A 25639-nucleotide genomic window follows, 5' to 3' on the forward strand; every position below is an offset into this window, starting at 1 on the left:
ATGATTCATAAGTCAACCATAGATACTGTATTCGAAACTGCCAGATTAGAAGAGGTGATAGGGGATTTTGTACAGCTTAAAAAATCAGGAAGTAATTTTAAAGGGTTAAGTCCTTTTAGTGAAGAACGAACACCATCTTTTATGGTTTCTCCGGTTAAACAAATCTGGAAAGATTTTTCTAGTGGCAAAGGAGGTAACGTAGTGGCGTTCCTTATGGAACATGAACATTTCACCTATCCTGAAGCAATAAAATATCTTGCGAAGAAGTATAACATAGAAATTGAAGAAACAGAACAAACTGACGAACAAAAAGAGCAAGCTAACGAACGAGAAAGCATGTATTTGGTCAGTGAGTTTGCAAATACTTTTTTTCAAAATACGCTTCATAAGACTGAACAAGGTAAGGCGATAGGTTTGTCTTATTTTAAAGAACGAGGTTTTACTATAGAGACAATACAGAAGTTTGGATTAGGGTATTCTCCTGATACTTGGGATGCATTTACGTCAGAGGCAATAAAAAAGGCATATAAACTGGAGTTTTTAGAGAAAACTGGGCTTACCATTGTAAAAGAAGAAAAGCAATTTGATCGATTTAAGGGAAGAGTAATGTTTCCTATTCAATCGATGTCTGGTCGTGTGTTAGGTTTTGGTGGAAGGATTTTGACCAATGAAAAGAAGGCTGCAAAATATCTGAACTCTCCAGAAAGTGATATTTATCATAAGAGTAAAGTGCTTTATGGTATATATCATGCGAAGCAATCAATAGCAAAAGAAGATAATTGTTATTTGGTAGAAGGGTATACAGATGTGATTCAGTTTCATCAAACAGGAGTGAAAAATGTGGTGTCTTCTTCTGGTACTGCACTTACATCAGATCAAATCAGATTGATAAATCGACTTACTAAAAATATTACTGTTTTGTTTGATGGAGATGCCGCAGGTATGCGTGCATCAATTAGGGGGATCGATTTGATTCTGGAGCAAGGAATGAATGTAAAAGTATGTAGTTTTCCTGACGGAGAAGACCCTGATAGTTTTGCTAAGCAAAATACATTAGAGGAGCTGACAGCTTATTTAGAGGAAAATGCTCAGGATTTTATAAGATTTAAAGCTTCGCTTTTACAAGAAGAATCTAAAACAGATCCTATTAAAAAAGCTGAGTTAGTAAGGGATATGGTAGCGAGTATAGCTAAAATTCCTGATGTTATTAAACGAGAAATCTATGTGCAGGAGTGTTCACGCATCATGGATATCTCAGAAGATGTGCTTTTTGATACGCTGGCTCAAATGCGTAATGTTGATATCAAAGATCAACGAAAACAGCAAAAAGAAGGTAAAAAGCCTTTAGAAGTTGTAAAACAGCAAGTTCAACAACAACCCAAGATAAATGAGCAAAACGGTCTAGAAAAAAAGATTATTGAAATCTTATTATTATATGGAACTCATGAAGAAGAGTTTGAGGATCTTATTATGAAAGAAAATGATGAAGGAGAATTAATTCTGGAGCCAGAACTATATACAACAAAGGTTTTTGAGAAAATATACCTGGATCTTCAGGAGGATGAAATTGAATTTACGCAAAGCACATTTAAGGAAGTGTATAAAATTTTGATGGATCAGTTAAATCAGCAAGAGGATTTTAAAATTGAGCATTTCATAAATCAAATCCCACCAGAGGTTGCTTATGAAATTACAGAAATTATGATGGATGAAGAGCGACATTCTCTTCACAGATGGGTAGACATGGAAATTCATGTGAAGAAGAAAGAACATTCTGTATCACAGTATGTTTCTGATACAATTCTTAATTTGAGAAGATTTTTAATTAACGAAAAAATAAATGAGCTTTCACGAGAGGTGAAAGCTCAAAATTTTGATGATAATAGAAGCATACTAGAGGATATTAATAATTATTATACCCTTAGGAGACTGCTCTATAGGAAATTAAATCGTGTGATTTAATTAATATGTAATAATCTGGATTGATGAATTAGATCAGCTAGATTATCTACTTTTAATTTCTTAAGTAATCTGGTTTTGTATGTGCTAACGGTTTTTTCGTTTATAGATAAAGTGCTGGCGATATCTTTATTACGCTTTCCTGAAGACAATAAATTTAATACTTCTATTTCTCGAGAAGATAGTTTCTTGTACTTCACAACCATGTTATTTTCGTTGGTATTACCATTAGCTAACTGTTGAGTTAGGTTATCATTAAGGTAAATACCTCCACGAGCAACACGCTCTATTGCTTTCTTAAGAGTTTTAGTGGCGACTGTTTTTGATAAATAAGCAGAAGCACCAGCTTTAATAGCACTTAGTGCATACATTTCTTCAGGATGAGAGCTGAAAATAATTACCTTAATTCCTGTGAATTCTTTTTTTATGGTTCGCAATGCCATAATGCCATTAATCTGAGGCAAGTCTAATTCCATGATCAATATGTCAGGAGTATTAGTTTTCAGAATATCATACATTTCGTTTCCATTACTTACTTTTCCGATGATTTCAAAATCTTCAGAGTTCCTAAGTAAAGAAACAATCCCTTTTCTAGTAATAGGATGATGATCTGCGATTAGTACGTTTGTCATTCTTGTTTACAATTGATAAATGTTAATTTTTAATAATTAATTTAAAGGGGTTAACATCTCTAGGGGTAATTCTGATATTTAGTTTCATTGCAAAATTACTAAGAACTACTAGTCGTAAACTTTTTTTTATGAAGTTATCGATAAAATGTTGTTTAAATCAGATTAACGGGTATCTCACAGACAGGAATCGGTATCATTTTGTGTTGATTTACCGTATTTAAACGGGAATAAATCTTAAAGACCTCTTGTTCTCGACCAGAAAAATCTTCATTTTTCTTACCTAAGTCCTTCATTTTCATAGCCCATTCCAATTCGTCATAACTCGCTCCAATCTGATCCTCATCACTCCTACTATCTCCAAATAAACCATCAGTTGGAGTAGCAACTTGTATCGAATCAGGTACTTCCAGTATTCTTGCTAATTCATAAACTTCACTCTTTAATAAATCTGCAATTGGACTTATATCAACGCCGCCATCACCATATTTAGTATAAAAGCCTACTCCAAAATCTTCAACTTTATTTCCAGTACCAGCTACTAAGTACCCATGTAGTCCAGCTAAATAATATAAGGTAGTCATTCTCAATCGCGCTCTGGTATTGGCTAGAGACAGGTTTAAGCGTGTGTCAGAATCACTTTTTGGAACAGAATTTTTAAATTCTTCAAATACCGGTGTTAGATCTACTTGAGTGTCAGATACTTTATTGAATCTTTCTTTTAGTTGAGAAATATGTTCTTGTGCTCTGGTTACTTGGCTTTGAGCTTGATGTATTGGCATTTCTACACATAAAACGTTTAAGCCTGTCTTAGCGCATAAAGTAGAGGTAACCGCACTGTCAATTCCGCCGCTAATTCCAACAACAAATCCATCAATGTTTGCTTTAGTTGCATAATCTTTCAGCCAATTTACAATGTGGTCAATTACTTTTTCAGTTTGCATATTTATTTCTTTTAGTAATGATTGTATTAAAGTTAGTATTGCTTTTGTAAACAATTATCTTGCAAAACGTAATTTGATAATATTAAATTTGTGGTTATAAAATTAATAAAAAAAGATGGCGTTAAAGGATAAGGGTAATTATTTATGTAGATATGATAATATTATAATGAAGTATATTAAGTTTTTAAAAATAGTTATAGTTTTTTGCGTTTTATGGTCATGTGCAAAAGAAAATAAAATCGAAAAAGAAATAGCGGCAATACCTGTAGAAATTGGTATTGAACGTTTTGATAGAATTTTTGCGGATGTAACAGAAGAAAATTTGGCAGATGTAAAGATGAGATACCCTTTTTTGTTTCCAGAAAAAACTCCTGATAGTGTCTGGATTCAAAAAACCAAAGATACCATACAGTTGGAGATTAATAACGAGGTGGAAAAGGCTTTTAGTAATTTCTCAACAGAAAAAGAACAGATCCAATCTCTCTTGCAACATATAAAATATTATTTCCCGGAAGTTATAGTACCAAGAGTAATTACTGTAACATCTAATGTCGATTATCAACGTAAAGTTATCTTATCAGATAATTTGTTGATTATTTCTCTTGATACTTATTTGGGAACTGACCATCACTTTTATAGCGGCATACAGTCGTATCTTAAAGGTCGTTTTGTAAGAGATCAAATTTTACCAGATGTAGCTACTATGTATGCTAAACAGTTGGTTGAATTACCAAGAAATAGAACTTTTTTAGCAAATATGATATATTATGGAAAAGAAATGTATCTAAAAGATTTGTTTCTTCCTGGTTTTTTAGGCAGTCAAAAAATGGCATATACAGAAGACCAATTTGCTTGGGCACAAGCAAATGAAGAAGAAATATGGAGGTACTTTATTGATCGTCAATTATTATATAGTACAGAAGCTGATTTGTTACCTAGATTCCTATATCCAGCGCCTTTTTCTAAGTTTTATTTAGAAGAAATCGATCAGGAGGCACCGGATAGAGTTGGGCAGTATATCGGTTGGAAAATAGTAAGTTCATACATGAAAAATAACAATGTATCTTTGCGGCAATTATTATTAACAGATGCTGAAACGATTTTTAACGCTTCAAAATATAAACCCGTAAGATAATGGCAAATACTCATAAATCTGAAATCAAAATTGAAATAGAACTTGATGAAAATAAAGTTCCAGAAAAGTTGCACTGGACCGCTAAAGATGGTGGAATTGAAAACGAAGAAACCAAGGCAATGTTATTATCGGTTTGGGATAATAAGAGTAAAGAAAGTCTTCGAATTGATCTATGGACAAAAGATATGCCTGTTGATGAGATGAAGGTGTTTTTTCATCAGACTTTAGTGTCCATGAGCGAAACATTTAACAGAGCTACGCAGGATGAAAAGATGTCTGCAACAATGAAAGATTTTTGTGATTATTTTGCAGAAAAACTGGAGTTAAAGGAAAAATAATCTCATTTTGATATTAAGATGTTACTCTTTTTGTCGACTGAAGTATCAAAAACCGAAAGGTTGAAAAGAACAATTATATTCATATATAACGCTGATGCTAATATTTGGAATAAGTATTTGGATTTTGCACATAAAATTATAAGTCCATCTACATATTCTTGCGATCTTTGTAGTTTAACACACGGAAATTTTTCTGAGAATAAAATTTGGAAAGAGTTTAGAGAGATTGTTTCCTATGAATTCGTTTTTAAGTATAAAGATGAATTTATAGAAGAATTTAATGAGGTTGAATATCAAAAGTTTCAGTATCCTATAATTCTAGAGGAAAAAGATAGTAGATTAGATGTTCTGATGAATGCTAACGAACTAAATTTGATGAATTCTGTAGAAGATTTAATAGGAGCTTTAAGAAAGAAATTGACTTAAGAATTAGCCATTTTCTGGTTTATTTCTTGTATGTAGTTCAATACTTCGTCTTTACCTAATCCAGAAGAAGATGAGCTAATAAAATAGTTAGGCATCTCTTCCCAGTACTTAAGCATTTCATTCGTATAAGCTTCAATATTTAAGGGTAATTTGGTTTTTGTGAGTTTATCCGCTTTTGTGAAAATTATGGAAAATGGAATTTGATTTTCGCCTAACCATTGCATGAATTCCAAATCAATTTTCTGCGGTTCATGTCTAGAATCGATTAAGACAAATGCAGAAACTAGCTGTGTTCTTTTAGAAAAATATGCAGTAATAAATTTCTGAAATACTTTTTTAGATGATTTAGAAACTCTTGCATAACCATAGCCTGGTAAATCTACCAAAAACCAATTTTTATTAATTAAAAAATGATTGATTAGTTGTGTTTTTCCAGGTCTTCCAGATGTCTTTGCTAAACTTTTACGGCTAGTTAACATGTTAATTAAGGAAGATTTACCCACATTGGATCTCCCAATAAATGCATATTCGGGCAAATCGTTCTTTGGACATTTTGCTACATCGCTGTTGCTCATTACAAATTCAGCGCTACTAATCTTCATAAATTGTGGTTGATTAGAAATTACGCTCCTGTAACCAAGAATGTAATAATTTATTAAACTCTTCTGGATGTTCCATCATGGCAGCGTGTCCACATTTACTTATCCAGTATAAATCAGAATCGGGCAACAATCTATTAAAATCATCTGCAACTTCAGGAGGAGTAACATTATCATTTCTACCCCAAATAATACAAGTTGGAGTTTTCATGTTAGGTAGGTCTTTAGCCATATTATGTCGTATGGCACTTTTGGCAATTGCTAATGTTCTTATAAGCTTATTTCGGTCATTAACTGTGGCATATACTTCGTCAACAATTTCTTTAGTAGCAATTGCGGGATCATAAAATACATTTTCTGCTTTAGCCTTAATGTATTCATAATCACCTCTTTTAGGGTAACTTTCACCCATGGCGCTTTCGTAAAGTCCTGAACTACCTGTAATTACCAGAGCTTTTACTTTTTCGGGAAACATTTTAGTGCATAATAAACCAATGTGTCCTCCCAGAGAATTACCCAGTAAGATTACTTCTTTGTATCCAAGCTGATCAATAAAGTCTTTAAGATATTTAGCAAAAGTACCAACGCTAGTTTTTATCAACGGCATTTCGTATAGCGGAAGCTCGGGTATCAACACCTTGTATCCGTTTTCCGGAAAATAAGTGCTTACACCGTCAAAGTTACTTAAGCCACCCATCAGTCCGTGTAAAATCACGATTGGTGTGCCTTCCCCTAATTCAAGATAACTGAATTTTCCGTCTTTTTTTAATTCGTGCTTCATTAATACTTCTTACAAGAATTAAAAGCAAATATAGCATTTTCATAATTAGTTTGAAGATTTTTTATCAATACTGCGATATGATTTTTTTAGATTTTTTTAATCGATCATTTTTTTTAATCATGAATACGTCAAAACCAAGATTTTATGCCTCCAAGGATACCTTATTGATGGACAAAATATTAAAGTTTATGAATGTAGCTGGCCTCACTTTTCAATGACAACTTATTAACAATGTGGTAGATTGTGGTAAAAAGTGGTAAATTTTTCAATATATTTGACTAATTATAGCAGCAAGAAAGCAAAAGTGGTAAATCTTATAGGTACATACGAGTGTAAAGCAGATGCTAAGGGACGTCTGATGATACCTGTTGCTTTTAAAAAACAACTTTCGCCTGTATTGCAAGATGGATTTGTATTAAAAAGAGCTGTATTTCAGCCTTGTTTGGAGTTGTATCCTATGGAGGAATGGAATCTTTTGATGCAAAAAATGAATAAGCTAAATCGGTTTAAAAAGAAAAACAACGATTTCATCCGAAGGTTTACTGCCGGAGTAAAAGTAGTAGAAATTGATGCTAGTGGCCGTCTTTTGATACCAAAGGATTTAGTGAGTTTCGCAGGAATCACAAAAGAACTGGTGTTGTCTTCTGCGGTTAATATTATAGAAATTTGGGATAAAGAGCAGTATGAAAAAGCAATTGATGATGCCGCAGTGGATTTTGCTGACCTTGCCGAAGAAGTAATGGGATTTGACGATGAAACAGATGGAATATCATAACCCGGTTTTGCTAAAAGAAACTGTCGATGGTCTAGCGATCAAACTTGATGGTGTATACGTAGATGTGACTTTTGGCGGAGGAGGGCATTCTAGAGAGATTCTAAAAAGGCTTGGACCAAAGGGTAAATTATATGCTTTTGATCAGGATAAAGATGCTTTACTTAATGCCATTGATGATGAGAGATTTGTTTTGATTAATGAGAATTTTAGGTTTATCAAGCGTTTTCTTCGTTTTCACGGAGTGCGAAAAGTAGATGGAATCTTAGGTGATTTTGGAGTTTCATCTCATCAATTTGATGTAGCAGAACGAGGTTTTTCTACTCGGTTTGAAGCGGATTTGGATATGAGAATGAATCAGGGTGATGAGCTGTCAGCTTATCATGTGGTTAATGAATATGACGAGTCGGATTTGAGAACAATGTTTTTTCAGTATGGAGAGTTGAGAAACGCACCTAAACTGGCAAGAGCAATCGTTAGCTCAAGAAAAGATAAGCCCATCAAAACGAGTGCAGAATTAAAGGAAGTGCTAAAACCTTTTATGCCAAATTATAAAGAACATAAAATATTAGCACAGATATACCAGGCTATCAGAATAGAAGTGAATCAGGAAATCGAGGTTCTCAAAGAGTTTCTATTACAAACACAAGATGTATTAGATGAAGGAGGAAGAATCAGTCTGATATCATACCACTCTTTAGAAGATAGGTTGGTAAAAAGGTTTATCAGAAGCGGGTTGTTTGAAGGAGAACCTGAGAAAGATGTGTATGGCAATATTTCTGTGCCTTTTAAAAAAGTAGGTGGTTTGATAATTCCTACAGATGAAGAAATTAAAGTAAATAACAGAGCACGAAGTGCGAAACTAAGAATAGCGAAAAGGATTTGAAGCAAACAGTATATGATATATTAAAAGGTAAGTTTCTAATTGCAGATGATGCAATGAAGAACTGGCGTATGCTGCTCTTTTTGTCATTTTTGGCAATCATCATGATTGCGAGTTCTCATAATGCAGAAAGCAAAGTTCATGAAATTGCAAAATTAAATAATGAAGTGCGAGAATTAAGAACTCAATTTGTAGATGGTAGAACAGAATTGATGCAATTAAAAATGGAATCATCTGTCATCGAAAAGATGACAAAAAAAGGAATAAAAAGACCAACAAGACCACCACAAAAAATAATAGTAAAAGAATAAAGTTGTTTTGGCAGTAAAAGATAAAAACATATTAAACAGGTTATACTTCATTGCGGGATGTATGTTCATCTTCGCAATTTTAGTTGTGGTAAAGCTGGCGAAAACACAATTCGTAGAGGGTGATATGTATCGTGCTAAGGGAGAACAACGTGTTTTTAAAACATTTGATATACCAGCAAACCGTGGCAATTTATATGATAGTAAAGGTAATTTGTTGGCTACATCGGTGCCTAAATATGACATTCGTTTTGATGCGGTTACGGTAACAGACAAAGATTTCAGAGAAAATATCACAGAATTATCTAAAGCATTGTCAAAAGAGTTTGGGAAATCTGCAGAACATTACGATGATGTATTAAGGAGAGCTAGAGACAATAAAAACAGGTACTTTTTGATTCAAAGAAATTTAGGGTATTCTCAATACATGCGTGTTAAAAATTTTCCTTTGTTGAAATACGGTGCAAACCGTGGAGGATTGATCGTAGAACAGCGAACAATTCGCGAACATCCGATTGGAAAAATAGCAGAAAGAACTGTTGGGTACGAACGCCGCGATGATCAAGGGTATTATACCAGAGTTGGATTAGAAGGTGCTTATGGTCCCTTTTTAAGAGGAAAAGACGGGATACGTAGAAAACAAAAAATTGCAAAAAATCAATGGAAACCTATTGGAGATGCTAATGAAGTAGAACCTCAGGATGGATATGATGTGATTTCTACAATAGATGTGAATGTTCAGGATATCACACATCATGCTTTATTGGCTCAGTTAGAAAGGTTCGAAGCAGAACACGGAACTGTGGTGGTGATGGAAACCAGAACTGGAGAGATAAAGGCAATTTCTAATCTTGGTCGTACTAAATCAGGTAAATACTACGAAAAATTGAATTATGCAGTAGGAGAATCTCACGAACCAGGATCAACATTTAAACTAATGGCTATGGTGGCAGCTTTAGAAGATAAAGTTATTGACTCTAGTTATGTGGTAGATACAGAAAATGGTCGTGTAAAATTTTATGATAGAGTTGTAAAGGATTCCAAATGGGGTGGATACGGAAAAATATCTGCCGCAAAAGCATTTGAATTATCATCAAATACTGCTTTTGCAAAGATAATTGACGAAAATTATAAGAATGACCCAAAGAAGTTTGTGAACCGATTAATGAATATGGGGTTACATAAAACCTTAGGATTATCTATTAAAGGTGAGGGCAAACCAAAAATCCCTTATCCAGGTGATAAAGATTGGTATGGCACAACACTGCCATGGATGGCGCACGGATACGGTGTTGCAATAACTCCGTTGCAAACATTAGCTTTCTACAATGCTATTGCTAATAATGGGGAGATGGTAAAGCCACGTTTCATAAAAGAAGTAAAGGCTTGGGATAAAACCAAAGAAAGGTTTGATAAAGAGGTGCTTAATCCTGCAATATGTTCTAAGGAAACTGCGAAAATTGTGCAGGAAATGATGAAAAATGTAGTAATCAGAGGAACAGCCGATAATATACAGACCGAGAATTTTCAGATAGCTGGAAAGACAGGTACATGTTGGGGTAATTATGGGAAAGCTAAAGAAAGAGAGTATATATCCTCTTTTGCGGGGTATTTTCCTGCAGAAGATCCTAGATATTCTTGTATAGTGGTTATTCATAAGCCTAATAAAGAAAAAGGATACTACGGAAATATCGTTGCAGCTCCGGTTTTTAAAACAATAGCTCTAAAAGTTTATAACGATATACCAGTTGTGGATGAGGTGTCTCCCAACATTGTTGAAAGCAAAGAAATAGCAAAAAGCTATGAGGAATACTTTCAGAAAGCGCGAAAATATAAAACTATAATGCCAAACTTAAAAGGGATGCCGGCTATGGATGTTATTTCTCTTTTAGAAAATATGGGATTAAAAGTAGAAGTAAAAGGCTCGGGTAAAGTAAAGAGTCAATCGATAGAACCAGGAACCAAAGTACAAACCAATCAAACTATTAGAATAGAGTTATCGTGATCGAGTTAAAAGATATTTTATATAAAGTCCCTATGAATGCTGTTGTTGGAAACACAACCACAAGTATTAAAAAGGTTGAATTCGATTCAAGAAAAGTCGAACAGAATGATGTGTTTGTTGCGATTAAGGGAACTGTGGTAGATGGTCATGATTATATAGAAAAGGCCATTAATCAAGGAGCAATCGCTATCATATGCGAAACAATGCCAGAATTCTTGATTGATGGTTTAGTATATGTCCAGGTAGAAGATGCACAGAGAGCACTGGCAATTATCGCGGCCAATTATTATGGGTCTCCATCAGAGAATTTAAAACTTGTGGGAGTAACAGGTACTAACGGAAAAACAACCATAGCTACTTTGTTGTATCAACTCTTTAAAAAGGCTGGTTATAAAGTTGGTTTGCTATCTACGGTAAAAATTCTTGTTGATGATTTAGAATATAAGGCAACCCATACAACGCCAGATTCTTTAACAATAAACTACTACCTAAAGGAAATGAATGATACCGGTGTAGAATATTGTTTTATGGAAGTAAGCTCTCACGGAATTGATCAGAAGCGTACAGCTGGATTGGTGTTTGAAGGAGGTGTTTTTACGAATCTGTCACATGATCATCTTGATTATCACAATACTTTTAAAGAGTATAGGGATGTAAAAAAAGTATTTTTTGATGAATTAGGTAATAAGGCATTTGCATTAACTAATAAAGATGATAAAAACGGAAGCTTCATGCTTCAAAATACGAAGGCTAAACAATATACGTATGCATTAAAATCTTATGCAGATTTTAGGGGGCAAATTTTAGAGAATAGCCTTGGTGGGCTGCTGTTGAAGATAAACGATAATGATGTTTGGACAAGACTTATAGGAAGTTTTAATGCCTATAATCTATTAGCAATTTTTGGAACTGCAGAATTATTAGGACTTGAAACTTTGGAGATTTTACAGCTACTAAGTGATCTGGAAAGTGTTAGTGGAAGATTTCAATATCTAATTTCAGATAAAAAGATTACTGCTATAGTTGATTATGCACACACACCGGATGCTCTGAAGAATGTGTTAGAAACAATTAATGATATACGAACCAATAATGAAACTTTAATTACCGTGGTAGGTTGTGGAGGTGATAGAGATAAAGGAAAAAGGCCTGTGATGGGTAATATCGCTACTACATTAAGTAATAAAGTGGTTTTTACTAGTGATAACCCAAGAACAGAGAGTGCCGAACAAATTATTGAAGATATAGAGAAAGGTGTAGAACCTCAGAATTATAAGAAAATAATGTCAATTACAGATAGAAAGCAGGCTATAAGAACTGCTTGTCAATTCGCAGAAGAGAACGATATTATTTTGATAGCAGGCAAAGGTCATGAAACCTATCAGGAAATAAATGGAGAGCGAATAGATTTTAATGATTTTGAAATAGTAAAAGAAGAACTAAAAAAAATAGGAAAATAAATAAATCCTTTCAATGCTGTTCTGTTTAGAATGGAGATAAAAGGTGAAGATATATATGTTATATTATTTGTTTCAATATTTAGAAAGTGAATACCAATTTCCTGGAGCATCCTTGTTTCAGTTTATCACATTTAGGGCGGCAATGGCAATTATTCTATCGCTATTGATTTCTACTATTTATGGTAAACGAATCATAATTTTTCTGCAAAAAAAACAGATGGGGGAGAGTATTAGGGAGCTTGGTTTAGATGGACAGGCTGAAAAAGCAGGTACTCCAACTATGGGTGGAATTATAATAATTTTAGCTACACTAGTTCCAGCACTACTTTTTGCTAAACTTGACAATATTTATATCATCCTCTTGATCATAACCACTTTGTGGATGGGTGTTATTGGTTTTACAGATGATTACTTAAAAATTAAAAAGAAAGATAAAGAAGGATTAGCCGGGAGATTTAAGGTAATAGGCCAAGTGGGACTTGGACTTATTGTGGGGTGTACTATGTATTTTCATGATGATATTACAGTTAAAGAAGAAAAGGTTAATTCTGATATAGAACAAGTTGTAACGGTAGAAGGTGAATCGGATTTTAACCCTGCAATCAAATCTACAAAAACAACCTTGCCGTTTATTAAAAATAATGAGTTTGATTATGCTAGCTTGATTACATGGATCAATCCAAGTTTAGCTAATTACGCTTGGTTAGTTTTTATTCCTATTGTGATTTTTATTGTAACAGCTGTTTCTAATGGAGCTAATCTTACAGATGGAATCGATGGATTGGCCGCTGGTTCCTCAGCGATTATTGTGCTCACACTGGCATTATTTGCTTGGGTATCAGGTAATATTGTTTTCTCTGATTATCTCAATGTAATGTATATCCCTAATTCTGGTGAGATGACGATTTACATAGCCGCATTTGCAGGAGCATTGGTCGGTTTTTTATGGTATAACACCTATCCGGCACAAGTTTTTATGGGAGATACTGGTAGTTTGACAATTGGAGGGATAATAGCAGTAATAGCCATTGCAATACGTAAAGAATTTTTGATTCCGATTGTATGCGGAATCTTTTTCATAGAAATCGTATCAGTGATGATGCAAGTGAGTTGGTTTAAATATACCAAGAAAAAATATGGGGATGGAAGAAGAATATTTTTAATGTCGCCATTACATCATCATTATCAGAAAAAAGGAATACACGAAAGTAAGATTGTAGCTAGATTTTGGATTATCGGAATTTTTCTGGCAATCATTGCTGTGATTACTTTAAAAGTGAGATAAGAATTTAAGATATAAGATTTTAGATTAACGATTTGTGAAAGAAGTATTAAAGAATAGAACAAAGAGATTTGCAATTGATTGTTGGCAGTTATGCGGAAAGTTTCCAGTAACAAGAGAATATGATGCTTTTTGTAGACAATTGATTAGATGTTCAAGCTCCGTTGGAGCCAATTATAGAGCGGCTTGTAGAGCTAAATCTGATGCTGATTTCATACATAAATTAAAAATTGTTGAGGAAGAAGCAGATGAGTGTATGTACTTTTTGGAGATCTTTTTTGAAATATCACAAAAAGAACATCAAGAAATAAAAAGGTTGTTGGCTGAAGCAAATGAATTATTATCAATAGTTGTTGCTTCAATAAAAACAATGAGAAATCGTAAATCGTGAATCGTGATTCAAAAATTAAAAAACGACTTGTCGTTTTAGGAGCAGGAGAAAGTGGGGTGGGAACTGCTATTCTGGGTAAAAAAGAAGGATTTGATGTATTTGTTTCTGATAAGGGAACAATTACAGATAAATATAAAGAAGTTCTTGGAAATTTTGAAATCGAATGGGAGGAGCAAACACATACAGAAGATAAAATTCTGAATGCAGACGTAGTCATGAAAAGCCCAGGAATCCCTGATAAAGTAGCTTTGGTTCAGAAGCTACTTAACAAAGGAATGTCTGTGGTATCAGAAATTGAGTTTGCTTCAGAGTTTACATTAGCTAAAATTGTTGGAGTAACAGGAAGCAATGGTAAAACTACTACCACAATGCTTACGAATCATGTATTGAAGAATGGAGGCTTGGACATAAGTATGGCCGGTAATATTGGAGATAGTTTTGCAAAGCAAGTTGCAGAAAATGATACACCATATTATGTGTTAGAGTTGAGTAGTTTTCAGCTGGATGGAATTAAAAAGTTTGCACCGCATATTGCAGTGCTAACGAATATTACACCGGATCACTTGGATCGATATGAATATAAATTTGAAAATTATATCGCTTCAAAATTCAGGATTACAATGAATCAAACAGAAGGTGACTACTTCATCTATGATGGAGATGATGAGGTAATTACAAAGTATATAGAAGAGCATCCTATTCGTTCAAAATTATTACCATTTTCATTAAAGAAGAAGGTAGAAAATGGAGCGTATTTGGAAGGAAAAAACATAAAAATAACAATAGACAACAACGAATTTATCATGCCAACAAAAAATTTAGCATTAAAAGGAAATCACAACGTGAAAAACGCAATGGCAGCGGCCACGGTATCACAATTATTGAAAATTAGAAAGACTACGATACGAGAATGTCTTGAAAATTTTCATGGAGTGGAGCATCGTCTAGAGAATGTGCTTAAAATAAACAATGTTCAGTATGTGAATGATTCTAAAGCAACAAACGTTAATGCTACTTTTTATGCACTAGATGCTATGAAATCAGCAACAGTATGGATTGTTGGTGGTGTTGATAAAGGAAATGATTATACAGAGCTATATCCTTTAGTTAACGAAAAAGTAAAAGCAATTATTTGTTTAGGGGTAGATAATAGTAAAATAATTAATGCTTTTGGTAATTGCGTGGATAATATAGTAGAGACGCAGTCTATGAAAGAAGCTGTTAATATAGCTTATAAAATTGCAGAGCGTAATGAAAATGTGTTGTTGTCACCAGCTTGTGCAAGTTTTGATCTTTTTAAAAATTACGAAGAGCGTGGGAGGCAATTTAAAGAAGCTGTACGTGAGTTGTAATGAAACAAAAGCGAATATAGAAAACGTGAAATAAATAATTACAATAAAAAAATAAAGAATAATATACATTGACAAAGGTTTTAAAAAATATAAAAGGAGATAAGGTAATATGGGCGATCGTTGCTCTATTAGCGTTGTTTTCATTTCTTCCGGTATATAGTGCTAGTAGTAATTTAGCATATTTATACGGGGATGGAAATACTTTTGTGTTTTTAGTAAAGCATTTTGCACACTTGCTTTTGGGGTTTGGTATCATGTACTGGGTTCATAAAATCCCGTATCATTATTTTAAAGGGCTTTCTATTATTATGTTGCCTGTTGTTGTAGTCTTGTTGTTGTTTACAATGGCTCAGAATAATACAATTGGAGGAGCAAACGCTAGTAGATGGATTCGTTTGCCATTTGTAGGGGTTACCTTTCAGACTTCTACCTTAGCAGCTGTTGTTTTAATGGCCTATGTAGCCAGGTATCTTTCTAAAATTAAGGATAAGAAAACAACTTTTAAAGAATCATTGATTCCACTTTGGTTACCCGTTTTTATAATTCTTATGTTGATATTACCAGCTAACTTTTCTACCGCAGCGATTATTTTTTCTATGGTAATTATGTTAGTGTTTTTAGGAGGGTACCCTCTAAGGCATATTACGGTAGTACTAGGAACAGGTTTATTAGCACTCACATTTTTTATTTTAACAGCGAAGGCTTTTCCCGATGCTTTTCCTAACAGAGTTGATACATGGGTGAGTAGAGCGGAGAATTTTTTTAATGATAAAGATACACCAGAAGATTATCAGATAGAACGTGCAAAAATTGCAATAGCCAGAGGAGGAGTTATGGGAAAAGGGCCTGGTAAGAGTGTGCAAAGAAACTTTTTGCCGCAATCTTCTTCAGATTTTATTTATGCTATAATTATTGAAGAATGGGGGTTAGTTGGAGGCGTTTTTCTAATGTTTCTCTATTTAATGCTCTTATTTAGGTTGGTTATCGTTGCCCATAAAAGCTCTGATGTATTTGGTAAACTGTTAGTAATCGGTGTAGGATTACCTATTGTTTTTCAGGCGTTGATTAATATGGCTGTTGCTGTAGAATTATTTCCAGTGACTGGTCAGACACTTCCATTAGTTAGTAGTGGAGGAACATCAATTTGGATGACATGTATGGCGATAGGTATGGTGTTGAGTATTAGTAGTAGTAGAGAAGAGATGTTAGAAACAGATCAGTCTGGTTCGAATAGTGAAAATGAAGAAGATTCAAATATAAAAGAAGAAAATCCATTAGAGGTTTTGAGTGAAGCAATATGAAGCAACAACCGAGAATCATATTATCAGGCGGAGGGACAGGAGGACATATTTATCCTGCGATTTCTATTGCTAATGAATTAAAGAGTAGATATCCTGAAGCTTCTATATTGTTTGTAGGTGCTAAAGATCGTATGGAAATGCAAAAAGTTCCGCAAGCCGGTTATGAGATAGAAGGTCTATGGATTAGTGGTATTCAACGTAAGTTATCGTTGAGTAATTTGTTGTTCCCTTTCAAGTTGTTAACTAGTCTTTGGAAGTCCAAAAAGATTATCAAAAAGTTTAATCCAGATATAGTAATCGGTACAGGAGGTTTTGCTAGTGGTCCATTATTAAAAATGGCAAATTCTGCAAAAATCCCTACAGTGCTTCAAGAACAGAATTCTTTTCCTGGTATTACCAATAAATGGTTGGCAAAGGCTGCAGATAAAATATGCGTTGCCTATGATGATATGGAACGCTTTTTTCCAAAAGATAAAATTATCAAGACAGGAAATCCGGTTCGTCAGGATTTACTGGAGATAAATAGCAAGAGAAAAGATGCCATTTCTAAGTATAATCTTGATCCCGAAAAGAAAACAGTTTTGATTATTGGTGGGAGTCTTGGTGCAAGAAGAATCAATCAATTAATTGAGAAAGAACTTAAGTTTTTTGCAAAGAAAGAAGTTCAAATACTTTGGCAATGCGGTAAGTTATATTATGATGAATACAAAAAGTTTGATGCAAATAGAGATGTGCAAGTACATCAGTTTTTAGACACAATGGATATGGCATATGCTGCTTCTGATGCAATCGTTTCAAGAGCTGGAGCTAGTTCTGTTTCAGAATTATGTATTGTAGCAAAACCAACATTATTTATTCCATCACCAAATGTAGCAGAAGATCATCAAACTAAGAATGCGAATGCGATTGTAAGTCAAAAAGGAGCTAAAATGTTAAAAGAAAGTGAGTTGGATGAAAAGTTTCAGAAAACGATCACACAACTATTAGAATCTGAGGCTATGCAGATAAAACTGACGCATGCAATAAAAAAATTAGCATTACCCAATGCAACCAAAGATATCGTAAATGAAATCGAACAAATAATAAATAAAAGAAAAGGTAGAGTGTTGAAGAATGAATAAGGGCTTAAAAGACATAAAGAATATATATTTTATTGGTATCGGCGGTATCGGTATGAGTGCTCTTGCACGATATTTTAAGTTTTTGGGTAAAAATGTAGCTGGATATGATAAGACACCAACTCAGATTACTTCAGATTTGGAAGAATTAGGAATTGAGATTCATTTTAGGGATGACGTCAATGCAATTCCAGAATTGTTTTTAAACCCTGATGAGACACTTATTATTTACACTCCTGCAATTCCAGTGAACCATACAGAATTAAACTATGTAAAAAACAATGGATTTTCGATTAAGAAAAGAGCCGAAGTTTTAGGGATTATTACCGAAAATACGTACACCTTGGCTGTAGCTGGAACTCACGGAAAAACAACCACGACTGCAATTTTGGCTCATTTATTAAAAGAAAGTGGAGCAAAAGTAACAGCTTTTTTGGGAGGGATAAGTGAAAACTATAATTCAAATCTTATACTAGAGGGAAATGAAGTAGTAGTTGTAGAAGCAGATGAATTTGATAGATCATTTTTGCAGCTCTATCCAGATATCGCTGCGGTTACCTCAATGGATGCAGATCATCTGGATATTTATAAAAAAGCCAATGCTCTAGAAGAATCATTCGTAGAATTTTCATCCAGAGCAAAAGACCATCTTTTGGTTTGTAATGGATTACCTCTTTCTGGTAATACCTACGGAATAGAAGATGGTTCTGATTATTGTGCTCAAAATGTACGGATTAATAACGGTACATATATTTTTGATTTAAAAACACCAACTCAACTCATTAAGGATTTGCATTTAAACCTGCCAGGTAAACACAACTTGTTAAATGCTACAATAGCCTTTGCTATGGCATTGCTATACGGCTCCCCGACCGCTGCCTTAGCAAAGGCTTTATTTTCTTTTAAAGGAGTCCAGAGACGTTTTAGTTATCAGATTAAATCTGATGATTTAGTCTATGTAGATGATTATGCACATCACCCAACGGAGATTAATGCATTGCATCAGGCAATAAGAGAGATGCATCCTGGAAAAGAGGTATTAGCAATTTTTCAACCTCATTTATATAGTAGAACGCAGGATTTTGCAGCTGACTTTGCAGAAAGTCTTAGTCAATTCGATCAGTTACTGTTGTTGGATATATACCCTGCTAGAGAATTACCTATTGAAGGAATAACTTCAGAATGGTTATTAGAAATGATAAACTTAGAAAATAAGAAAATAGTTAAGAAGAATAATTTAATAGATGAAATTTTAAAAAGTAATGCTCGCGTTATTACAACCATTGGAGCAGGTGATATAGGAGAAGAGGTAACTAGTATAAAAGAAGCATTGTTGACGGTATGAAGAAGATTTTGACATATGCGAAGTTTGTAGGTCTTGTGGCTTTGATAGCATTTCTTTTTGCATTTACAGGCAATCGAAATGATAGCAGAAAGATCAAAGAAGTAGAGATAGAATTTGTCGAAGAACAGAATCCTTACGTAAATGAATTAACGGTTAATAAATTGTTAATACAAAATCAGGTAGGGGTGACGGACGTAGGTAAAGAAATTTTAGTTTTGAATATTGTAGAGAAGGGACTGGATGCACACAAAATGATTGAAGATTCAGATGTGTATCTTACTGTAAACGGACAACTTAAGGCAAGAATCAAACAGCGTACACCAATCGCTAGGGTGAATGCCGTTGTTCCTTTTTATGTAGATATTACGGGTAATACGATGCCATTATCGGATAATTATTCAGCTCATGTTCCTCTGGTAAGCAATGTTTCAGAACGAGAAGTTTTGGAAATTTTTCCATTGTTAAGAAAAATTCAACAAGATGAGTTTTTAAAAAAACATGTGGTAAGTGTTTATAGAAATCAGAGTGGAGATTATGAGCTAGGATTAAGAGTGTATGCTTTTAAAGTAATTTTTGGTAAAGTAGAACAATTGGATAGTAAGGTTAAAAACTTTAAGGCTTTTTATCAAAAAGCACAAAAAGATCAGAGCCTGGATAAATATAAAAAAGTCAGTTTGCAGTTTAGAAACCAAGTTGTGTGTACAATAAAATAATACCAATATGGGAAGAGAAGAGAATGAAATAGCGGTAGGATTAGACATAGGAACAACAAAGATTGTTGCTATGGTAGGGAGATATAATGAGTATGGGAAGATGGAAGTATTGGGTGTTGGTAAATCCAAAAGCCTCGGGGTACACCGAGGTGTAGTAAATAATATTACTCAGACCATACAATCAATTCAACAAGCTGTTCAGGAAGCAGAGAGTGTTTCTGGAGTGAAAATAAGTGAAGTAACAGTTGGTATAGCAGGTCAGCATATAAGAAGTTTGCAACACAGTGATTATATCACACGCCCTAATGCAGATGCGGTTATTGATGAAGATGACATTGATGCTTTATGTAATCAAGTGCATAAATTGGTGATGTTGCCTGGAGAAGAAATTTTACATGTTTTACCGCAAGAATATAAAGTAGATGGTCAAGCCGAAATAAAAGAACCTGTAGGAATGTACGGAGGACGACTTGAAGCTAATTTTCACGTAGTAGTAGGTCAGGTAACTTCAATCCGTAATATTGGGAGATGCGTAAAAAGTTCTGGATTAGAACTGTCTGATGTAACCCTAGAACCTTTAGCTTCTGCGAATGCCGTATTAAGTCAGGAAGAAAAAGAAGCAGGTGTAGCATTAATTGATATAGGAGGTGGAACTACAGATCTAGCTATTTTTAAAGATGGAATTATCCGTCATACAGCTGTGATTCCTTTTGGAGGAAATGTAATTACCGAAGATATTAAAGAAGGTTGCTCCATTATTGAGAAACAAGCAGAGTTGCTTAAGATCAAATTTGGATCAGCATGGCCAGGAGAAAACAAAGATAATGAGATCGTTTCTATTCCAGGATTAAGAGGAAGAGAGCCAAAAGAGATTACACTAAAGAACTTATCTAAGATTATTCATGCACGAGTAGTAGAGATCATAGAGCAAGTTTTTTTAGAAATAAAAAACTATGGGCACGAGTCGCCTAAGAAAAAATTAATTGCTGGGATCGTTTTGACCGGTGGAGGTTCTCAACTAAAACATCTAAAGCAATTGGTAGAATATATTACAGGAATGGATACACGTATCGGATATCCTAATGAGCATCTGGCAGGCAATAGCGATCCGGAAACTACAAGCCCTATGTATGCAACAGCTGTAGGATTAGTGATGGATAGCCTAGTACATATCGGCAAACAGAAAAAAGCGGCTATAAAAGAAGCTATAGTAGAAGAGGATGTAAAAGAAGAAACCACAAAGATTGCAGGAGAAGGTATCGAAGAGGAAAAACCAGTAGTGGATAATAGACCCAGAAAAAACATCCTGGAGAAATGGACAGAAAAATTCAAGGAGTTTTTGGATAACGCAGAGTAGTCGGAAAATTATATAGTTCAGTTTTGAACGTAAGAAGATATTAAAAAATAAAAGTAAGAGAACAAGAAAATTAGCAATTATGAGTAACAATGAGGAGTTCGAGAACATTTCTTTTGATTTGCCCAAGAATCAATCAAATGTAATTAAAGTTATTGGAGTTGGAGGAGGTGGTAGCAATGCCATTAATCATATGTTCCAGCAGGGAATCAAAGGAGTTGATTTCGTTATTTGTAATACCGATGCACAAGCATTAGAAAATAGTCCTATTCCGAATAAGATACAGTTGGGAGTGTCTCTTACAGAAGGATTAGGAGCTGGTGCTAACCCAGAAGTGGGTGAGCAATCTGCAGTAGAAAGCTACGAAGAGATCAAAAGAATGCTGGATACCAATACCAAGATGATATTTATCACTGCTGGTATGGGTGGAGGAACTGGTACTGGAGCAGCACCGATCATTGCTAAAATGGCAAGAGAATTAGATATTCTTACGGTAGGTATTGTTACAATTCCGTTTCAGTTTGAAGGAAAAATGCGTAACGAACAAGCACAGTTAGGTGTAGAAAAACTGCGTGCTCATGTAGATTCTTTAGTAGTTATCAATAACAATAAGCTACGAGAAGTATATGGTAATTTAGGTTTTAAAGCTGGTTTCTCTAAAGCAGATGAAGTACTTGCTACCGCATCTAGAGGGATCGCGGAAGTAATAACACATCATTATACTCAGAATATTGATTTACGTGATGCTAAAACGGTACTTAGTAATAGTGGTACAGCAATAATGGGGTCTGCTAATGCCTCTGGTGCTAAACGTGCTCACGATGCTATCGTAAAAGCATTAGACTCACCATTACTTAATGACAATAAAATTTCGGGTGCTAAAAATGTACTGTTATTAATAGTTTCCGGAAAAGAAGAAATTACCATTGATGAGATTGGAGAAATTAATGACCATATTCAGCAAGAAGCTGGTCATGGAGCTAATATCATTATGGGAGTTGGAGAAGATGAATCATTAGAAGATGCAATCTCTGTAACTGTAATAGCAACAGGTTTTGACGTAGAACAACAAGATGAAATTGTAAATACAGAAACAAAAAGGATCATTCATACCTTAGAAGAGGAGCAACGTGCGACAACTCAGGATTTGACTCCTAAGTCAACTTCCAGAGAGACTCCGGTAATTGCTCCTGCACCTCAGAAAGAAGAAGTGAAAGAAGAACCGATTATCAAACACGAATTAGTTGAGGAAGAAGAGGAAGAAAATATTAAGGAATCTTTGTTATTACCTACTACCGAGTTTCTTAAGAATTTGGATGTGGTAGATCACGAAGTGGTAAGCCCTTTCTCTACAGATAATGATTTTGTTATCATCAATGCTCAGGAAATCATCAACCAGATAGAGGTTAATGATGCTAATGAAATAGCTGCAGAAGCAGAAAAAGAAAAAGAAGATCAGTTTACCTTAGCATTTGATATGCCTGTAAGTGGGGATGAGGATAGAAATAACGAAAACCTGATTGAAGACACTACACCTGCTATTGTAAATCAAGAAGAAGAGGAAAAACCAATAGTTTTTGATCTTACAGATGATATTTTAGAAGTAGAAGTTAATGAACCTATAGAAGTGGTTCCTGTTAGCGAAAATGCACCTGGAGGAGTACGCAAGTATAGCCTTGAGGAGTATATGGAGGAAGAAAAAAGGTTAACAGAGGCTAAACCTGAAGCAGAGGTGATGGAAGAAGATAAAGAAGTAGTTTTTGAAAAGAAAACCATTGCTCCTGCTCCAGAATCAGAACCTTCTGAAAGTGCAGATCCAGTAGATCAGCCAATATCCGAAACTCTAAAAGCCAGAGCTGCAGAACGCAGAGCTAAAATGAAGGAGTTTAATTACAAGTTTAGAAATAATGCATCTAATATTGATGATATCGAAAAAGAACCTGCTTATAAACGTGCAGGATTGGATGTGGATTCTAAGCCAGGATCGTCTGAGTTATCCAGAACTTCTTTAGGGACAGATAGTAATGATGATATTCAATTACGGAAAAATAATTCTTTTCTACACGACAATGTAGATTAGTTATTTGTCATTCCAGTGAAGGCTGGAATCCAAAATTTAGTAAAATTAGATAAACTAAACCGATAATCTAAAATGGATTATCGGTTTATTTTTTATCTTCGCAATCCAAAAGATTAAAACCACTAGTTATGAGTTTACAGGCGAAAGTAATGACCGCTATGAAAGAAGCAATGAAAGCTAAGGATACTAATGCTTTGACATCATTGCGAGCTATCAAATCTGCTATTTTATTGGCTCAAACAGAAAGTGGAGCTAAAGAAGAGTTGACAGAAGATCAAGAGCTAAAATTATTACAGAAGCAAGTGAAACAACGTAAGGATAGTGCGGCTATTTTTGCGGAGCAAGGTAGAGATGATTTAGCACAACCAGAATTGGATCAAGCTAAAGTAATTGAGAAATTTTTACCGGAGCAGATGAGCGAGGAAGAAATAGAAAAAGTAATTGCTGATATTATTTCTAAAACTGGTGCGTCAGGAATGAAAGATATGGGTAAAGTAATGGGAATGGCTTCAGGGCAATTAGCCGGTAAAGCAGATGGAAAAACGATTTCTACCATTGTAAAAAGTAAATTAGGATAAAATATTACACCTGTCAGATTTTAGAAACCTGACAGGTCATAATAATAAGTAACAAACCGGCCGTGTGGCGCAACTGAATAGCGCATCAGATTTCGGCTCTGAGGGTTGGGGGTTTGAATCCCTCCACGGTCACTACAAGCAGAAAACCACGCCATTGACGTGGTTTTTTCTTTTTTGGAGAAACCTGAAGCTTTTAGCTTCGAGGCTTCATAGAAAAATAAAGAACTAGAGCTATAGCTCGTGGTTTTCTATTTGCAAAGGTGATGTTGTAGGGATCAGTGTTAGTTAATCCCTCCACGGTTACTAATTTTTGTAAAATATTTTATATCAAGTTTTTATTTTTTTTTGTTTATACCAATGAGGATGATTTTTGTTCATTTTTAGTTATTTGTTAATTTGAACTACTCAAAAAAAAATCTAATAAGTGCAGACTGTACTTCTGCCATTTTTTCTTGATCTTTTTTCATCATTTTTTTGATAAAATATTCTTTCTAATACTAATAAATATCTGGTAATTCATAAACTTCAAATTCCTCTAATAAAGTTGAGATAAACTTCACGGAATTGTTTAGGTAAAACCTAATGAACGATTTAAAGTTTTGTTAAAACAAGATATCCTATTTTATTATTTCTGAAATTGCGTAGATGCACCAACGTGTACTCATACATATCATTACTCTGTTGTTTACAGCGGCATTCCTTGTTCCAAGAGTGGCAAACTTGCATGCTTTGAGCCATTTATCAGATGATGATACTTCTATTTCTTGTGAACTTTGCGACATTATAGTTGATGCTCATCAGTTTGATCTAATAACTGATAATAATTCTTATTTAGAAAGTGAACAACAAAGTATACCAAGTTCATTTGTTGTAGTACCCCAATACAATATTCCACAAGAAAAGATTGTTTCTCCAACTTGTATTTATAATAAGCCTCCACCTTTTGTGTAGAGGATATACTAATTGTTTATAAAGTTTTAAGAATGATGTAAGTTTATTTTTGCATCATAAATTTTGTGTATTTTCATTTGTTATTCGCGCTATAGCATAACAAATTATATAGTATTCACAATAACGTATTACACGTTCGACTTCGGTATTCCTCTCTTTATACCCAAATTATTATCGGTTCTAACCGAAATTACAAACACGAATCGTCAAACTTTTTTTACATATTGCATATGCTAAAAGCAATCAATCTTACCAAAACATATGGTAAGCACTCAGCACTTAGTCAATTGAATTTATCCGTTGATAAAGGAGAAATTTTTTGTTTACTAGGTCAAAATGGTGCTGGTAAAACAACAACAATCAATCTATTTTTAGGACTAATTGAACCTTCTAGTGGCGAAGCTTTAGTCAATGGAGTTACCGTCAGATCTAACAGTAACAAAACCACTAAAATGATAGCATACATCCCTGAGGTTGTCCAACTATATGGCAATCTTTCGGGTGTCGAGAACCTTAACTTCTTTAGTAGATTAGCTGGGTTCAAATACACAAACGCTGAATTATCTAACTTCTTATCAAAAGCTGGTCTTCAAGAAACTGCCTATCAAAACAAACTATCTTCTTATTCCAAAGGAATGAGACAAAAAGTGGGTATTGCCATCGCACTCAGTAAAAATGCGGATTACATTTTTATGGATGAACCTATTTCTGGTCTCGATCCCAAAGCAACATTAGAATTTACTAAAATCTGCAAAGAACTTAGTAATGAAGGTAAAGCTATTTTCATGGCTACTCACGACATCTTTAATGCGGTAAATGTAGGTACCAAAATTGGTATTATGAAAGAAGGTCAATTAGTTCACACATCAAACACAGATGCTATCAATGCAACTCAATTACAAGATTTATACTTAAAAACTATCTAAAAGTAAAAC

The 25639-nt window shown here is 34.3% G+C and carries 25 protein-coding genes and 1 tRNA gene; 22 read left to right on the forward strand and 4 right to left on the reverse strand.

Annotated features, from left to right (window positions below; genetic code table 11):
- Complete coding sequence (dnaG, locus tag Q0910_RS08690; RefSeq protein WP_299214961.1) at positions 1-1962, forward strand: DNA primase; 1962 nt, start codon at positions 1-3, stop codon at positions 1960-1962.
- Here the strand turns inward: dnaG and Q0910_RS08695 are convergent.
- Positions 1959-2591: a response regulator transcription factor gene (locus tag Q0910_RS08695; protein ID WP_299214965.1), complete on the reverse strand. Its 633-nt coding sequence runs from the start codon at positions 2589-2591 to the stop codon at positions 1959-1961. The two genes, dnaG and Q0910_RS08695, sit on opposite strands and share 4 nt — an antisense overlap.
- 152 nt (positions 2592-2743) lie before the next feature.
- Positions 2744-3532: an NAD(+) synthase gene (gene nadE / locus Q0910_RS08700; RefSeq protein WP_299214968.1), complete on the reverse strand. Its 789-nt coding sequence runs from the start codon at positions 3530-3532 to the stop codon at positions 2744-2746.
- Positions 3533-3647: 115 nt separating this feature from the next.
- On the opposite strand from nadE, the gene gldB reads away from it, so the two are divergent.
- The 3 genes from gldB to Q0910_RS08715 are packed head-to-tail and all read left to right on the forward strand — an operon-like array spanning position 3648 to position 5431.
- Positions 3648-4667: a gliding motility lipoprotein GldB gene (gene gldB, locus Q0910_RS08705; RefSeq protein ID WP_299214971.1), complete on the forward strand. Its 1020-nt coding sequence runs from the start codon at positions 3648-3650 to the stop codon at positions 4665-4667.
- Positions 4667-5005 carry a gliding motility protein GldC gene (gene gldC / locus Q0910_RS08710; protein WP_298541490.1) on the forward strand — a complete coding sequence of 113 codons (339 nt, stop codon included), beginning with the start codon at positions 4667-4669 and terminating at the stop codon, positions 5003-5005. Before gldB ends, gldC begins: the two co-directional genes overlap by 1 nt.
- Positions 5006-5065: 60 nt before the next feature.
- On the forward strand, positions 5066-5431 hold the full coding sequence (locus tag Q0910_RS08715; RefSeq protein ID WP_299214974.1) for a GTPase: 366 nt from the start codon (positions 5066-5068) through the stop codon (positions 5429-5431).
- Here the strand turns inward: Q0910_RS08715 and yihA are convergent.
- On the reverse strand, positions 5428-6033 hold the full coding sequence (gene yihA, locus Q0910_RS08720; protein ID WP_299214977.1) for a ribosome biogenesis GTP-binding protein YihA/YsxC: 606 nt from the start codon (positions 6031-6033) through the stop codon (positions 5428-5430). The genes Q0910_RS08715 and yihA overlap by 4 nt on opposite strands.
- A 13-nt stretch (positions 6034-6046) precedes the next feature.
- On the reverse strand, positions 6047-6811 hold the full coding sequence (locus tag Q0910_RS08725; RefSeq protein ID WP_299214980.1) for an alpha/beta hydrolase: 765 nt from the start codon (positions 6809-6811) through the stop codon (positions 6047-6049).
- Positions 6812-7115: 304 nt separating this feature from the next.
- Here Q0910_RS08725 and mraZ point away from each other — a divergent pair, with 304 nt between their 5' ends.
- The 18 genes from mraZ to Q0910_RS08815 all read left to right on the forward strand — a co-directional run bounded on the left by mraZ (position 7116) and on the right by Q0910_RS08815 (position 25630).
- Positions 7116-7586, forward strand: a complete 471-nt coding sequence (gene mraZ, locus Q0910_RS08730) for a division/cell wall cluster transcriptional repressor MraZ (RefSeq protein WP_299215578.1) — start codon at positions 7116-7118, stop codon at positions 7584-7586.
- Positions 7573-8469, forward strand: a complete 897-nt coding sequence (gene rsmH / locus Q0910_RS08735; protein WP_299214983.1) for a 16S rRNA (cytosine(1402)-N(4))-methyltransferase RsmH — start codon at positions 7573-7575, stop codon at positions 8467-8469. The genes mraZ and rsmH overlap by 14 nt, the downstream gene beginning before the upstream one ends.
- Positions 8466-8777: an FtsL-like putative cell division protein gene (locus Q0910_RS08740; RefSeq protein WP_298541483.1), complete on the forward strand. Its 312-nt coding sequence runs from the start codon at positions 8466-8468 to the stop codon at positions 8775-8777. Before rsmH ends, Q0910_RS08740 begins: the two co-directional genes overlap by 4 nt.
- Positions 8778-8784: 7 nt before the next feature.
- Entirely contained in the window at positions 8785-10779 is a 1995-nt protein-coding gene (locus Q0910_RS08745; RefSeq protein WP_299214988.1) for a penicillin-binding protein, read from the forward strand.
- Entirely contained in the window at positions 10776-12239 is a 1464-nt protein-coding gene (locus Q0910_RS08750; RefSeq protein WP_299214991.1) for a UDP-N-acetylmuramoyl-L-alanyl-D-glutamate--2,6-diaminopimelate ligase, read from the forward strand. Before Q0910_RS08745 ends, Q0910_RS08750 begins: the two co-directional genes overlap by 4 nt.
- 55 nt (positions 12240-12294) lie before the next feature.
- Positions 12295-13524: a phospho-N-acetylmuramoyl-pentapeptide-transferase gene (gene mraY / locus Q0910_RS08755; protein WP_298317643.1), complete on the forward strand. Its 1230-nt coding sequence runs from the start codon at positions 12295-12297 to the stop codon at positions 13522-13524.
- Positions 13525-13558: 34 nt separating this feature from the next.
- Positions 13559-13912, forward strand: a complete 354-nt coding sequence (locus Q0910_RS08760; RefSeq protein ID WP_299214994.1) for a four helix bundle protein — start codon at positions 13559-13561, stop codon at positions 13910-13912.
- Between the two features lie 14 nt (positions 13913-13926).
- The gene (murD, locus tag Q0910_RS08765; RefSeq protein WP_299215580.1) at positions 13927-15264 is read left to right on the forward strand and encodes a UDP-N-acetylmuramoyl-L-alanine--D-glutamate ligase; all 1338 of its coding nucleotides are present in this window, start codon (positions 13927-13929) and stop codon (positions 15262-15264) included.
- 68 nt (positions 15265-15332) lie between these two features.
- On the forward strand, positions 15333-16565 hold the full coding sequence (locus tag Q0910_RS08770; RefSeq protein WP_299214997.1) for an FtsW/RodA/SpoVE family cell cycle protein: 1233 nt from the start codon (positions 15333-15335) through the stop codon (positions 16563-16565).
- Positions 16562-17686 carry an undecaprenyldiphospho-muramoylpentapeptide beta-N-acetylglucosaminyltransferase gene (gene murG, locus Q0910_RS08775; protein ID WP_299215000.1) on the forward strand — a complete coding sequence of 375 codons (1125 nt, stop codon included), beginning with the start codon at positions 16562-16564 and terminating at the stop codon, positions 17684-17686. Before Q0910_RS08770 ends, murG begins: the two co-directional genes overlap by 4 nt.
- A complete protein-coding gene (gene murC, locus Q0910_RS08780; RefSeq protein WP_299215003.1) occupies positions 17679-19028 on the forward strand; it encodes a UDP-N-acetylmuramate--L-alanine ligase in 1350 nt (449 codons plus the stop codon). Before murG ends, murC begins: the two co-directional genes overlap by 8 nt.
- A complete protein-coding gene (locus tag Q0910_RS08785; protein WP_299215006.1) occupies positions 19025-19741 on the forward strand; it encodes a hypothetical protein in 717 nt (238 codons plus the stop codon). The genes murC and Q0910_RS08785 overlap by 4 nt, the downstream gene beginning before the upstream one ends.
- 7 nt (positions 19742-19748) lie before the next feature.
- Complete coding sequence (ftsA, locus tag Q0910_RS08790) at positions 19749-21098, forward strand: cell division protein FtsA (RefSeq protein ID WP_299215010.1); 1350 nt, start codon at positions 19749-19751, stop codon at positions 21096-21098.
- A gap of 79 nt (positions 21099-21177) precedes the next feature.
- A complete protein-coding gene (gene ftsZ / locus Q0910_RS08795; protein WP_299215013.1) occupies positions 21178-23175 on the forward strand; it encodes a cell division protein FtsZ in 1998 nt (665 codons plus the stop codon).
- 128 nt (positions 23176-23303) lie between these two features.
- Positions 23304-23753, forward strand: coding sequence for a GatB/YqeY domain-containing protein (locus tag Q0910_RS08800; protein ID WP_299215015.1), 450 nt, complete (start codon positions 23304-23306; stop codon positions 23751-23753).
- Between the two features lie 58 nt (positions 23754-23811).
- Positions 23812-23885, forward strand: a tRNA-Arg gene (locus tag Q0910_RS08805).
- Positions 23886-24398: 513 nt separating this feature from the next.
- Entirely contained in the window at positions 24399-24704 is a 306-nt protein-coding gene (locus Q0910_RS08810; protein WP_299215018.1) for a hypothetical protein, read from the forward strand.
- A 230-nt stretch (positions 24705-24934) separates the two neighbouring features.
- Entirely contained in the window at positions 24935-25630 is a 696-nt protein-coding gene (locus tag Q0910_RS08815) for an ATP-binding cassette domain-containing protein (protein WP_299215024.1), read from the forward strand.
- Positions 25631-25639: the final 9 nt, after the last annotated feature.

This window comes from uncultured Aquimarina sp., assembly GCF_947495315.1.
Classification (GTDB): domain Bacteria; phylum Bacteroidota; class Bacteroidia; order Flavobacteriales; family Flavobacteriaceae; genus Aquimarina.